The following is a 13,260-nucleotide window of genomic DNA, read 5'->3' as shown; positions in this document are numbered from 1 at the left end:
CACCACATCGGAAGCACTGCCTCAAGAAGTGTTGGATGCGCAGGCGGCAGTAGAAGCGGCGCAAGCGGCTTATGACCAATCGCTTGAAGCGTTCAAGGCAGCAAAAGGCCGCGATAAGAAAGCGGCACACAATGCGCTGAAAGTCGCCCAAAGCAATCTGGAAGCTGCAGAAGCTGCGCTTTATCAAGCGATGGTCGATGCTGGCCTTGATCCAGGTGGTAATGGCAATGGCGGCGGTGGTTCAGGTGGCGGCTCCGGTGGTGGTAATGGCTCCATCAACTTTGAAGCCAAACAGTTCTATTACCATGGCGATCACCTTGGTAGCTCCAGCTACATCACTGACATTGACGGTGAAGTATACGAGCACCTTGAGTACTTCCCATTCGGTGAAACCTGGGTTCACGAGAAGAGCAATACCCAGCTGACGCCTTACTACTTTACGGGTAAAGAACTGGATGAGACGACAGGGCTGTACTACTTCGGTGCGCGTTACTACGACCCACGGACGAGTGTGTGGCAAAACACCGATCCAATTTTGGCAGATTACTTAGGAGGGTCAGTTAACGGAGGGGTGTACCACTCCAAAAACCTGAACCTATATGCCTATAGCCACAACAATCCCGTGGTGCTTAAAGACCCGGATGGAAATAGTCCAGTATCAGTTATTGTGAAAATGGCCGCCAAAGTTGGTATCAAAAAAGCAATCAAAGCTCAGGGGAGAAAAATTCTAAATCAACGGTTCAATAAGTATATGACTAAAAGTCAGTTTAGAGAGTTTGGTGAGGAACTTGCAGATATTCTGGATTCGCTTGATGGGCCTTGGTGGGAAACAGCTATCGAGCTTGTTCCAATTGCTGGTGACATATATGGTGGCACCAAAATGGGGCAAAGGCTGAAAAAGGCTTATGATCGTCTGCAAGATCTAGAAAACAAATATGTTGAAGAAATAGCCAAGACTCTGAAAGGCAAAGATAGAGAGCGGTTCTTGAACAATATGCGTAGGCGGGGCGTTGATGACTCGAAGAAAGATTACGATTATATGGGTAAGCCTTATAAGAAGGGCGACCAGGGTCACCATGACTATGAGGTTCAAAACCATCCTGGCAAAGCAACGGATCCCAGAGATATACAACCCTTGAATCGCCAGGAGCATTTGGATGCTCATGATGGAGATTTCAAACTTCCATCCAATACCCAAGGACAGAGGTCTAATGGTTACTAGAAACACAATGCTATTCAATCTTTGCAGAGGCCGAGCCATCCCAATTCTGGGGTGGCAGGTTTTTGAAAGTGCAAAGAAAGGGAAAGCAAAAATTTCCCCGAAGTCATGGGGCGGTTGGCTGCCAGAATGGGAACCTTTCGCTGTCGAGATAACTGGAGATGCCATTCTTCTGAACGCTGACTCCGTATATGGGTTAGCTCATGGGAAAGGTGATGCAGAGCCCGAATTCATTGCAAGAAATGACGCCACATTTGAAGCTTTTATCGTTGATTTATATGCCTATAAAGAGGCGTCCAACGAAGATGAAGTTGGTGAATTGAAAGCAAAGAAAAAACAAGTTAAAGCACTCAGGAAGAGAGCACCAGAAGTTGTTGAGGTCTATTTCGACTCTGAACTTGAGAGCATAGATGAGTACATTGATGATAAAGTCTATGAAGCTTCACCGGATGGTAAACTGAGAGAACAAGGTATCGATTTTATTAACACTGCGTTTAAAGAACTACAAATGTCAGGGGGGTATCAAGACATAACACTTGGGCGGAAAGATGGTAAGTTTATCATTTTTTACTCCTTAGAGTCCGGAGAAAGTCTTGAAGTAATGAAAGAAGTGTTTTCAAAATACCCTACAGAGTGTGAAATCGAATATGTGGAAATCGATGACTAAATGAATGATTTATAATTCTTTATTTTTATAATTGAAAATAGAGAGCCAAAAAACCTTATTAACTGGAGTGTCTTCACCTCTTCGTTAAACGTTTAATAAAGAGGGAACGTTGGATTTCTAGCGCTCAGTTTTAGAATTATAAAAAGAAATCTAAACTGCAATTGAGTTTCACACAGCACAAATATCAGGCAATGGCCTGAGCAAAATAAAACAATGAAAAATAATAGGGTTAGCTATCGGGTAAACGGACGCCTGGTGCTCTTTGACGTTTAAGAAGAGGAGAGGCTACTTCACCCGAAACAAACAATGCTCAGTGTTGCCAATCTTGAAGGTAGCTGATTCGGAGAGCTTGAGTTGGTCGAGTTCATCAATCATGTAGTCATCGTAGTTGTGGCGTTTCATCCATTGCATAGGCTCTGAGAAACTGTCTTCGCTGATCACAAAGGTGTCGTTGTTGAGCGTGTTTTCTCGCACGTTCACAATCCACATTCTTTGTTGAAATTCGCTGGTTCGGTGAAGCTTGCCAATCAGGTTATTGTTCAACTGCTTAAAAAATTGCATCACCTTCACTGATCTTGTCTCCTTACCTAATCTGTTTTCAATGGCATGCCGCGCCATGAGAACATCGCGGCTATATGTCTTTGAAACAGAGTAATATGAGTCGATGATGTTTTAAACAAAAAAGCCTCTTCTCATGCAACCTTAATCCTGCATCTTTAGGTTTCTTGGGGAATTCTTTGGGCGACACAACGCTTGTCGGGCGCTCCGGTTAGCGATGTAGTGACGTCTCTTTGAATGACGCCTTTCCTCATATATATCGAACTTTCTAGTTGAGGTTTATACATAGAACAAGAATTAAGACATCTTGAGCTTTATGTTTTTCCTATATTTTAACTCTCTTGCTAACTGGTGAAAAATTTATTTCACAATCTTCCGCTTTGATTTCTTGGTGTTTTCGTCTTTTTCTCTCTGTAGAGGAGTTCTTAATTTATGTTATTTATCACTAATCGACAGCCGCAAGGTGCGGTAAGCAAAAAGTTTAAGAAGAATTTTAAGTTTGATCTTAAAAACAATGCGCCTTCCAATTCAGTATTTTGCTGTGAAAGACATGGAGAAGGTCAATATAAAGAGATCGGCTCTCAGGCTTTACTATCAAAATTAAGTGATGACAGTGCTCAACAGATACTTTTCTATATTCATGGTTTTTCTAACATGCCGGAGCCGAATATTTTCCCGCGGGCGCTCCAACTGCAAGCGTTGTTTGATAGAAAAGAACGTGGCTTGGTAAAAGTGGTCCCTTTGATTTGGCCTTGTGACAATGACCCCGGCATAGTCAAAGATTACTGGGATGACCAAAAATCCGCAGACATGAGCGGAGTTTCATTTGCTCGAGCATTGCAGTTTTTCATGAAATGGAGAGATTCGGTTCCAGAGTCGGATCCCTGTATCAAGCGTATCAACGTGCTTGCGCATTCCATGGGTAATCGCGTATTCAGAGAAACCCTTTCTGCTTGGGACCACTATGATTTGGCAAGTGGTATTCCGCTGCTGTTTAGAAACACGTTTTTGGTGGCGGCGGATGTCGTTAATGAGTCTTTAGAGCCGGGACAAAAAGGGCGTTTGATTTGCCAAGCTTCACGAAATGTATCCGTTTATTATGCGTCTGATGATCTTGCATTACGGTCGAGTAAAGTGTCGAACTTGAAGAACAAAGTGGCTTCAAGGCGTCTTGGCCATTCTGGTCCTGAAGATATGAGTAAGACTTTATCAAATGTTTATGCTATTGACTGCGATGACATTAATACCAAGTACGATTGGCCGAAAGGTCATTCCTATTTTCTAGAAGATGATAACGATAATCCTGGCGCCGTGTTTGAACACATTTTTAGTTCCATTAAAACAGGCCGAGTACAGGTTGATGATAAGAAATATCGTCATCATATTTTGGAAGAATAAATTTAAAGTTTTGTAAGAAGTTGAAGTTGCGGCTGTGTGTTGGTAAAGGCTAGGTTCATTAGTTTTAACAACAATACATTCATGTGTTTGTGCCATATCGTCAGGTGGCACAAACAAGGTGAAATGTGGAGAAAATATGATGAGTGGATTTGTACTCGGAAAACGTTCTCTTCAAGAACTCAAAGGCGTGCATCCTGATTTAGTTGGGGTTGTTGAGCGAGCCATTCAAATCACGGTGCAAGATTTCTCTGTGCATGATGGAATGCGGACATTTGCTGAACAACAAGCGCTGGTTGCACGCGGAGCCAGTAAAACACTGAACTCTCGTCACCTTACTGGCCATGCTGTAGATCTCGTGCCGTATATCAACGGCAAATTGCGCTGGGAGTGGGACCCCATATATAACATTGCGGAAGCAGTTCGCATCGCAGCGCAGGAGAAAGGCGTCGAGATTCGCTGGGGCGGTTCGTGGTCGATGTTAACGGACAGTGAAGATTCACCGGAGGATATGATGGCAGATTATGCAGCGCGTTGTCGAAGGGCCAACAAAAAGCCATTTTTTGATGGTGCCCACTTCGAACTGCCCAAAGCGCTGTATCCGTCTGGGGGTTAGAGCCTCAGTGCTGAGGGGCGACAAGCGCCCCTCGATTTTTATGACTGCTTGGGTTTTTCAGCCACCGATTTATTCAACGTTTGGAACAACCACCCTAACGCAATCAATGCGGCACCTAGGCCAAGGAAGCTGATGGCTCGCCAAAAACCTTCCAAAAAGCTGATATCCAGCAAGAACACTTTTAAGGTAACGCCACCCAAAACCATTAATCCTATTCGTTGAACCTGTAGCGCAGCGCGTGTGACGCCAATCCATGTCAGCACCGCGCCAACTATGAGTCCGGTGATGGAATAGGTAAACATTTCTGCCATGCTGGTGGTGTTGAAAATAGTCATGGAGGATGTTTGCCAGAATTGGCGTATGGACATGATTAACCATACTCCGAAGAGTGCGATACCACTAATAGCAAAAGCGCGTGGAGGAATGTCATGGCACGGAATACGACAGAAATACTGACCTAATAATATCGAGCCAGGAAGCAACCAACCCAATGCCATCATGTTGAATACGGGTAATGCAGTAGCTGAAACCGTATTAACGAATAGCGGTGAGAATATGACGTTGAGTTGTCCTACCAACGCAGCGAACGCGATGAGCAACAGGATACTGTACCCGCGATAAATGAAAGAGAGTTTGTCGGCAAATCGACTGCGATAGGCATATACCAATGCCATAACGAGCGCTTGATTGGCGTAGACAATGGCGGAAGTGAAATCCAGGTGTGTGATTATTCCATATTGGCCTGTTAACCAGTAGTTGGTTTGGGTAAATAGGGCGATAAGGAAAACGTGTAGGAATGCGCCCTCAAACCAGTTGGAAATGTCTGTGTTTACTCTGCGCAACACGAAACGTGCATAGCCTAATAGCACCAATGAAGGTAAGTAACTGACGATTGTCCATGTCCAACTGCTATCTGCAGTGGGTTGCCAATCTGGGACGAACGGGAGAAGTGTTAATCGGACGACCAACACCCCCATCGCGACCTTGATCGCCCAATAAGCGGGTTGGAACCGTTGATACTGTGCCTGTAGCGCCATCAGCGCCACTTGTGCGGAGATTGCCGTCGTCAGCATGCTGTCGTTGAGCCAAACAAAAGAGAGGCTGAGCACCATGCCGTGAATGCACGCGGAAATGTTTTGACTGAGCTCAGGAATGCGAACAGCGAGTTGCACATATAGCCCCGCCAATAGCACAGTGAAAATTGACCAGAACTCGAGCTCCGGTGCGATAAATCCCCTAACAAAACCCAGTGTCAGTATGGTGAGAGCGGGCGCTAGTGTGATTAGCATGACACGGGCAAAGATTGAACGGTCGCCATTGGCAAACTGACTCAGTGTGCGGAATGCAATAAGCATGATACTTGCACCAAGGCAAAGTAAAAGCTGGTGTTTAGGTAGCCATAGATCGAGTAACAGTAGTCCGAATGACAGCAAGAGGGTTGCGAACGAAATGACGAGGGTCGACGGATAGAAAATCCGTAATGACACACCACGTCGTAGCGCCGGCAGCCATAACAAGGTCGCAAGGAAAACATAGATAGAGATCAGTGAGGTTCCTGATAGCGGTGTCATTTTGTCTACTGACCAAAGCAAGAGCACAACCATTGCAAGTGACATGAGAACAGGGTGATTGGTCTGAGGGGTTTGGCAATGACGGTATCGAAGGTTTAGTGACCAACCCAAGCGAGGGACGGCAAACAACAGATATGCTGTGATTGAGAGAAAAATAGCGACCCAACTGAAGACTTGCTGCTGGGGAATCGACTCAATGAGTAACAACATCCACAATGTATGAGGCACAGATACACTTGGTGCTAGCCATGACCGCTTAACCCTCTGCATTAGCACGGTCCCTGCTGTTGTCACCGAGGTGATGTATCCAGCCAGTAGAAAGTAATTTGGGTCTGAACCGCCAATCCAAAATGGTGCGGTATAGCCACCCACTAAGCCGAGTACTGCCATTAGCGGCCCTTGGCGTAACGACAATGCCAAACTGGCAAAAGCGGCGATAGCAAGAATAAAGAGTGAGGTGCTCGGTGCAAGTAGCTGGTAGAACACAAAGGCGAAAATGACCGTGCAGTAAATACCCGTTATCCCAGTGCCAGTAATTGCGGCGGGCACATAGGTAAAGCTGGAAGATCGCGCAGCGCGTTCACTGTTTTTTTGTTCTTTTCGGTGGAAAAACTCCCCAGCGATAATCGTGACGGCTGACAGCGAGAAGGCGATAGCGACGCGCATTAAAGGCGAAAACTCGATACGGCTGCCAATAACTTGTATTAGATATCCGCCCCCGATCAACATTGCTAGCGCACCCATCCAGACTAACCAGTTCTCACGAAAGCTCGTTTCGAGTTTTCTTATCCCGCGATCAAAGGTATTGGAAAGGGGTTCTTTGTCATGCTGTTCTTTGGGAGCATTCTCGGCCTGTATGGCATTTTCAGCAAGAGGTTGAAGGGGAGCGGAATCGTCGTGAGACACCGTACTTTGTGCATCCGCTACTTGATTTGAACTTAGCTCAGATTGATGATCTGAATTGGTCTCAGCGGTTTGCTCTATTGAATGAGAAGTTACCCGGATAGCTTCTGTTATTTGCGCGTTATGTTTCGCGCTGATGGCGTGTTCTTCGTTGTCAGAGGCTTCATGCAATGGGGTGTTATGCTCAGGAATGTCGTTTAGTGGTTTAGTTTCGGCGCTTTTTGTTTCACCAAAGGCTTTGACGAAACTGGCGCGAAGCGCTGTAAGTTCGGCGCGTAAATCGGAGAGATCCTGCTCCAATTTGTATGTGCGTTTTGACGCTTTCACTGCAGTGATCATAGCGACCACGGCGAAAACGACGGCTATCAATATAAACAAGTCCATGTCTCAACTCTGCCTAACTTACTTTGAATACTCAATGCTATCCCAAAAGGTCACCATACATCGGCGTTCCTGGGGGATTTTCCTTATTGGTATCAATAAGTTTACAGACTTTGAAGTTCCATCGAAGTTTTTTGAGTCCTCGAATTGCCGTTTTACATTGACCTAAATGACAAAAGGGGCGAAAGCCCCTTTAGTGTGTTTGTTGTCATTCAGAGGTTCGACTTAGTCGTCTTCTCTTTCAATCTCTCGCGCAACGTAATCACCACTGATGATCACGCCTTCTACTTCCAGAAACTCGCCATCAAGAGATTCTAAAGTTAGGTTATCTTCGAAGCGTGTTAGCGCATCAATATGAATGGTTTTTTCTGCGCCTTTCAGTTCTATCATGAAGGTCTCTTCGTCAGTATTCACATTCGACACAGTGCCTTCGGTTTCAAACTCAAAGGCGTCCCAATCGAAATCACCATCACCATCTTCAAATTCAATTTCTTTGGCGATCAGTGTGTCACCTTTACTGATGTAGTCGACTTCGACTTCCGCACCAATGCGCAGAGATGAGAGGTTGCCATCGTCGTACTTAGTTGATGGGTGAACATCAAACGTTCCGCGATAGTTAAGTTCAAACTTACTCTTATCACGAGCAACCCAAGTGATAACGCCTTCAATTTCGCCACGACCATTTATGTCGTTGTAATTTTTCAGCTTCATCTCGGTAGCGGTCAACTCAGCTTCATATTCGTTGTAAGTGCCAATGACTTCGACCCATGTGCCGTTGCGCAGCTTCTTAGGATTGTTAGCCAGCTTTTCATCAAAGAGTACGGTGAGAGATTTCCCAATCTTGAAGGTGCCGTTGTTGAAATCAATGGATGAAATACGCCCTTCAGCTTCCACCATGCCTTCGTCATCAAAGTCGAAACTAATGACAGAAAGCACTTTGTAACCGGCGTTTGCGGTTGGAAGTGACGACACCATGACCCAATCGCCATTGTGGATGCGTGGCGAAAGAGCAGCAAAGCTTAATTCAATGCCGTTAATGGTAAATGTGCCTTTAGGCTCACCGATTTTTTCGATGCGCCCTGTAAACGTTGGCTCTAGTTCAATATGCGCACCTGTTTGAGCGCGAGAGGTTGTGTTTGCATTGACCATTAAGTTGGTTTCAAGTTTTTCAGGAGCAATGTCCGTACCAAGGTATTGGACGCTTTCAACTTGATACTGATGCCCGTTAACGGTCACGGTATTTCCAGAAATCTGCTCGATTTTACCTTCTACTGATGCTGGTAGAGTTGGTGAGGTAGTTGTGTCGCCACCTTCGCTGCCGCCACCACAAGCTGCCAGAGTCAGGGTTAACAGGGGAATCATTGCGTATCGTTTCATTCAAAAGTCCCTAAAAGACAAAGTGCTTAATTTTCGGCGCGGAATCTATCACAGGGTTTTTGCTTGAATATCAGCAACAATGTCAGGGTTTTGTCAGATGTGATTTTGCTTCAATTTCTCAGGTGCTATAAGTGGTTGATTGTCTATAAAAACAGCGGGAATCGGTCAGTAAAGGCAGCGAAAACATGTTAAACAGCAGGCTATCGTCTCAATATTGGAGTGACGCTCCACTAGCGAGAATCATCTTTATTCTTCGAATGAACCTGCTGGAGTCATCTTGCCTACGGTGTAACACTATGAACCACAATGCGCATTGACGGTGAAGAGGCATACCAATAACTCGATTGAATGTGAGTGCATCCAACAGCGTGTGTGGTGTTGCATCATTGGTTGAGAGCATTTGGGCGAAAGAGGGCGGAAGATGAAAGTTAAAAATTACCTTGATTCTTATGATGGTTTGTACGATGCGATTGACACGCAGTTGGTTGACGGCTTGTATGTGATTGAGCGTCGGCGTCCGCGTGAGCGCAGAGAAAATCGTTTGAAGTTCCAAGGGTATGATCGCCGAAATAATGCGGAGCGCCGAGATAGCATCATTATTGATGAGTATATTTGAGTGCTGAATAGATCTGCAGAAAGCGGCTCACGATGAATGTGTGTGATGAACAAAGAAAAACGGTGCCTGACGGCACCGTTTTTCGTTTGGATAAGCCGCTGCATATTGGCGAAAACTAAACTTTATGCTGCTGGTGTGCGTAAACCCCAATAACGGTGGTAAGTACATAAAATGACACATAGAGGGCAGCGATGAAAAAGACACTAAGCACATTAGCAAAGGTTAGGGATATTGATGTATTGGTTATCCATTCACTTGATCTCTGTTTGTATCAGGCTTCGGTGGTAATTGGAGATAAAGAGTTCATGGTGACTGACGACATTGGTAATTTGGTTCGTGCTCACTCTTTGTTAGAAATCCAAAAGCAGTGCCAGAATATCAATGCTAACACTCAAATCATGCGTCAAGAGAGTGCGTATGACGAAATGGTTGGCGGCCCGAGTAAAGGAAAAGGGAACCGATTAGAAGTTCAAATCAGTGATAACAAATTGTATTAGCTTGACGAAAGCATCCTTGTATCAAAACTGCCTCACCCTAGTTGAAATGCGCCTGTTAGGCTTAAGCTCGAGTAACTATAAGACGCTCATCCTGCCTCTTAATGTCGCTCAGACAGTCATTAGTAGCAGGGAGAGTGCACATGTTAGATCACGGGGTTCGCAGTTATGTCAGTGACAAATTGACTTCCATGGGGCTTGATTCCGACCCCTATGGCACAGAGCCTACCGTTATCTTTATCCTCGCCGCGATAGGCGTGTCGCTCATCAGCTACCTAATCGTTCATCGGGTAATCGTTCGCACGGTTAATTTTGCTATCAGCAAAAACAAAAAATCGTGGGGAAATAGCCTGACCAAACACGAAGTATTGGAAAAAATGGCGCTGCTTGTGCCTACCTTGCTTCTCGATCTGTTGGTTCCTCCCATTCTTACGCATCACGAGCTACTCGCTACACTGTCTGACCGATTGCTCGGAGTAACCGTGTTAGTGATGTTCATCTGGATGATATTTTCACTGCTCGATGCATTGCATGACATCGCAGAGAAAAAGGGCGTAACACGCCGTATGCCAGTGAAAAGCTTTGTTCAACTGATAAAGCTTTTCACTTTCTTTGTCGGCATTGTTGTTTCAGTCTCGATCCTCGCCAACGAATCTCCCATTATTTTTCTCAGTGGTTTAGGGGTTGCGACGGGTCTGGTGATGCTGGTGTTCAAAGACACCATTTTAGGGTTTGTCGCAGGGATCCAGCTTGCTGCTAACCGCATGGTGAGTTTGAATGATTGGATTGAGATGAACGATTATGGCGCAAACGGCTCGGTGGAAGAGGTGTCGCTCACCACGGTAAAAGTGCGTAACTTCGATAACACGGTCACGATGTTGCCCGCTTATGCGCTGGTACAAAATGCATTTATTAACTGGCAGGGCATGTCGGATTCAGGCGGTCGTAGGATCATTCGATCGGTGAATATTGATGTTAACTCGATTCGCTTTATGGCAGACGATGAAATTGAAGCGCTAAAAGAGATACGCATCTTGCGTGAGTTTTTGTTTGAAAAATCCCGCGAGATAAAGGAATTTAATGACAGTTTCGACGATGTTCCCCATGTGGCCAACCTTCGGAAAATGACCAACATTGGTGTTTTTCGAGCCTACCTAACCACCTATCTTCGTTCTCATAAAGATATTCACCCTTATATGTTGTTTATGGTGCGTCAACTTGCGCCAACGTCTGAAGGGTTGCCGCTACAAATCTACGCGTTTACCAATAATACTGACTGGGTATTTTATGAAGGTGTGCAGGCTGATATTTTCGATCATATCTACGCCGTCATGCCCCTTTTTGGCTTACGACCTTTTCAGAAGTTTGGGGGGTATGATGCGGGAAGTATTGGTACACAGAACATCGATTGATTCATGTGACTACGCAAGAGAGGTGCTGTCGGGCGAAGACGAAATCGTCCAGTCGTAGGGTGTGCCCGACAGCATATTCAATGGAGTGAATATATAGACTAACTCCATGAATTAATGCGACATTCCTCAATATTTCTCGTCTCAATAAGTTCCTTAGTTTATCTTTATGCACTGCGTAGACTATTCAATATTTTTCTATTGACCGTTTGATTAATATCGGCGGGGTGGCCTCATGTAGATAGTGACTGTGCGCTCGTTCTTTGCGTGTCTTCATGCTAGCGTTTGTTAGAAAATTGATTGATAGGAGAACAGGCATATCGACATTAAAAAAATCACTTGGCAAGAAACGATTGATATTCGCCATCGTGTTTTGTGGCCAGAGAACCCCGCTTCTTTTTGCGAGTTAAACGGAGATGTTGATGCATTGCACCTAGGAGCGTTCATTGAAGGGCAACTTGTTTGTGTCGCGTCGGTGTTCATTGATGGCAATCGCGCTAGACTGAGAAAATTTGCCACGCTGCCTGAGTACCAAGGACAAGGCGTTGGGGGAGCTGTGCTTTCAACCATACTTAATGGCAACATTTTGTCTGACCAAGGTGTTGAAAATTTTTGGTGTGATGCCAGAGAATCGGCAATGAGTCTTTATAAGCGCTTTGGCATGTTGCCTGAAGGCCAGCGTTTTTATAAAGGTGATATTCCGTATTTCAGAATGAATATTCAGTTAGAACAATGAGGTATTCGCCAAAATAAAAGCGGGCGCAGCAGGGCGGTGCAAGCTGTGCACTACAATCGAGCTTATGAAGTACCTAATATCATGTCGTTTTATTTAATTTCTTTAAAATCAATGAAATAAAAAACTGGCAAGGGGTTTGCAATAAGATAAGTGTGCGTAAGGCACATGTCCTACAGACAATAAACGTTTACTCCTTGCTGTAAGTTTTTCTCTGCTCAATCGGTTTCTATCGATTGACAGAGAATTTTTTATTTATTCTCGATGAGTCTCAATTCTTTTCATGCTCTGACGTTTCTTCATCTATTCATGCGTTGTGTATCGAAGAAAATTCATTGTCTGTTGTAGCTATATATAGACACCTTGAATGGCTGTGCCAATCTACGCTTTTCTTATATTCCACACTGCGTATGCAGAATATGTAAAGAGAAGGTGAAACAGATGGCAAAGGTAATCGTATTGATTCATGGACGCTCAAATAAGCCTGCGCCTGTGACATTAAAAGACAATTGGATTGAAGCGATTCAAGAGGGATTGAGAGCCAATACATCGTTGACATCATTGGGGGATACAAAAGTTGAGATGGCGTATTACGCTGATCTTCATTATACCAGCGGCCCCGTGAACGATATTGATAACAGTGAGCCATATATAGAAGCCAAGCCGGGCAGTATCAAGCGTTACAAAAAGGGTTTTTTCGACCGGATACGAAACCTGTCGAGCGGTTGGATTGAAGGCGTCGTTGACAGCGTTGAAGAGTACAGCGGCGTGTTTTCAAAGCTTGCACGAAGTGTTGCCAAGAAATTATTGAGAGATTTGGGTAAATATTATAGCCAACCAGATTTTCGTCTCAGTGTGAACAATCGATTGGAAGATATCTTAAAGAAACATCGAGACGACGAAGTCATTTTGGTTTCCCATTCTATGGGCACTATTATTGCCTACGAAGTGCTGCGTGATATGGGCAAAACAGGCTATCAAATTGACCACTTGATCACGATGGGCTCGCCACTTGGTATGGCTGCAGTACAGGGGAACATGTTGAACCATCGTAACCAACTGCGTACCCCATCATGTGTAAAACGTTCTTGGGTAAATTTCTCTGATCCTGGTGACTATGTGTGTATCGATACTCATCTAGCGGACGACTATACCCAAAATAGCACTAATATTGGGGTGAAGGATTATTTGGTCTGCAATGATTATCCGAAAAACGAGCATAAATCGTATGGCTACCTACGTACCCCAGAGTTTTCGGAACACTTAGCGTCGCTGTTGTAGCTTCTTTGCCGTCGTCAGTGTTGTTGTACATCCATATCAG

Annotated in this window: 12 protein-coding genes; 9 read left to right on the top strand and 3 right to left on the bottom strand. The window is 44.8% G+C overall.

All coding sequences use genetic code 11. From position 1 onward, the window contains the following. Together LRP50_RS23830 and LRP50_RS23825 are read left to right on the top strand one after the other, a co-directional pair. On the top strand, positions 1–1,222 hold a 1,222-nt coding region (locus tag LRP50_RS23830; protein ID WP_337992930.1), incomplete at its 5' end, for an RHS repeat-associated core domain-containing protein. Further along, positions 1,212–1,886, top strand: a complete 675-nt coding sequence (locus LRP50_RS23825) for a hypothetical protein (protein ID WP_274166915.1) — start codon at positions 1,212–1,214, stop codon at positions 1,884–1,886. The genes LRP50_RS23830 and LRP50_RS23825, both read left to right, overlap by 11 nt. A 285-nt stretch (positions 1,887–2,171) precedes the next feature. On the opposite strand, the gene LRP50_RS23820 is transcribed toward LRP50_RS23825, so the two are convergent. Then, positions 2,172–2,447, bottom strand: coding sequence for a hypothetical protein (locus LRP50_RS23820; RefSeq protein WP_274166918.1), 276 nt, complete (start codon positions 2,445–2,447; stop codon positions 2,172–2,174). Positions 2,448–2,876: 429 nt separating this feature from the next. On the opposite strand from LRP50_RS23820, the gene LRP50_RS23815 reads away from it, so the two are divergent. Both LRP50_RS23815 and LRP50_RS23810 read left to right on the top strand, forming a co-directional pair. Beyond that, a complete protein-coding gene (locus LRP50_RS23815) occupies positions 2,877–3,842 on the top strand; it encodes an alpha/beta hydrolase (protein WP_274166914.1) in 966 nt (321 codons plus the stop codon). A gap of 136 nt (positions 3,843–3,978) precedes the next feature. Next, positions 3,979–4,455, top strand: coding sequence for a M15 family metallopeptidase (locus LRP50_RS23810; protein WP_274166913.1), 477 nt, complete (start codon positions 3,979–3,981; stop codon positions 4,453–4,455). Between the two features lie 38 nt (positions 4,456–4,493). On the opposite strand, the gene LRP50_RS23805 is transcribed toward LRP50_RS23810, so the two are convergent. Beyond that, the gene (locus tag LRP50_RS23805) at positions 4,494–7,313 is read right to left on the bottom strand and encodes a DUF2339 domain-containing protein (RefSeq protein ID WP_274166912.1); all 2,820 of its coding nucleotides are present in this window, start codon (positions 7,311–7,313) and stop codon (positions 4,494–4,496) included. Positions 7,314–7,535: 222 nt separating this feature from the next. Continuing rightward, entirely contained in the window at positions 7,536–8,687 is a 1,152-nt protein-coding gene (locus tag LRP50_RS23800; RefSeq protein ID WP_274166911.1) for a DUF5666 domain-containing protein, read from the bottom strand. 421 nt (positions 8,688–9,108) lie between these two features. Between LRP50_RS23800 and LRP50_RS23795 the strand changes: the two genes are divergently transcribed. From LRP50_RS23795 to LRP50_RS23775, 5 genes are all read left to right on the top strand, one after another. Continuing rightward, positions 9,109–9,303, top strand: coding sequence for a hypothetical protein (locus tag LRP50_RS23795; RefSeq protein WP_274166910.1), 195 nt, complete (start codon positions 9,109–9,111; stop codon positions 9,301–9,303). Positions 9,304–9,494: 191 nt separating this feature from the next. Next, entirely contained in the window at positions 9,495–9,800 is a 306-nt protein-coding gene (locus tag LRP50_RS23790; RefSeq protein WP_274166909.1) for a DUF6482 family protein, read from the top strand. Positions 9,801–9,940: 140 nt separating this feature from the next. Further along, positions 9,941–11,209, top strand: a complete 1,269-nt coding sequence (locus LRP50_RS23785) for a mechanosensitive ion channel family protein (protein WP_274166908.1) — start codon at positions 9,941–9,943, stop codon at positions 11,207–11,209. A 316-nt stretch (positions 11,210–11,525) separates the two neighbouring features. Then, entirely contained in the window at positions 11,526–11,942 is a 417-nt protein-coding gene (locus LRP50_RS23780) for a GNAT family N-acetyltransferase (protein ID WP_274166917.1), read from the top strand. A 438-nt stretch (positions 11,943–12,380) separates the two neighbouring features. Next, positions 12,381–13,220 carry an esterase/lipase family protein gene (locus tag LRP50_RS23775; protein ID WP_274166907.1) on the top strand — a complete coding sequence of 280 codons (840 nt, stop codon included), beginning with the start codon at positions 12,381–12,383 and terminating at the stop codon, positions 13,218–13,220. Positions 13,221–13,260: the final 40 nt, after the last annotated feature.

This window comes from Enterovibrio gelatinilyticus (assembly GCF_028683095.1).
Classification (GTDB): Bacteria; Pseudomonadota; Gammaproteobacteria; order Enterobacterales; family Vibrionaceae; genus Enterovibrio; species Enterovibrio gelatinilyticus.
Note: the sequence above shows the minus strand (reverse complement) of the source record. Positions and strands in the feature narration are given on the sequence as shown.

Excerpts from the sequence above, each read along its gene's own strand:
- LRP50_RS23825 (WP_274166915.1), top strand. The coding sequence starts at position 1,212 with ATGGTTACTAGAAACACAATGCTATTCAATCTTTGCAGAGGCCGAGCC.
- LRP50_RS23820 (WP_274166918.1), bottom strand. The coding sequence starts at position 2,447 with ATGCAATTTTTTAAGCAGTTGAACAATAACCTGATTGGCAAGCTTCAC.
- LRP50_RS23815 (WP_274166914.1), top strand. The coding sequence starts at position 2,877 with ATGTTATTTATCACTAATCGACAGCCGCAAGGTGCGGTAAGCAAAAAG.
- LRP50_RS23810 (WP_274166913.1), top strand. The coding sequence starts at position 3,979 with ATGATGAGTGGATTTGTACTCGGAAAACGTTCTCTTCAAGAACTCAAA.
- LRP50_RS23805 (WP_274166912.1), bottom strand. The coding sequence starts at position 7,313 with ATGGACTTGTTTATATTGATAGCCGTCGTTTTCGCCGTGGTCGCTATG.
- LRP50_RS23800 (WP_274166911.1), bottom strand. The coding sequence starts at position 8,687 with ATGAAACGATACGCAATGATTCCCCTGTTAACCCTGACTCTGGCAGCT.
- LRP50_RS23795 (WP_274166910.1), top strand. The coding sequence starts at position 9,109 with ATGAAAGTTAAAAATTACCTTGATTCTTATGATGGTTTGTACGATGCG.
- LRP50_RS23790 (WP_274166909.1), top strand. The coding sequence starts at position 9,495 with ATGAAAAAGACACTAAGCACATTAGCAAAGGTTAGGGATATTGATGTA.
- LRP50_RS23785 (WP_274166908.1), top strand. The coding sequence starts at position 9,941 with ATGTTAGATCACGGGGTTCGCAGTTATGTCAGTGACAAATTGACTTCC.
- LRP50_RS23775 (WP_274166907.1), top strand. The coding sequence starts at position 12,381 with ATGGCAAAGGTAATCGTATTGATTCATGGACGCTCAAATAAGCCTGCG.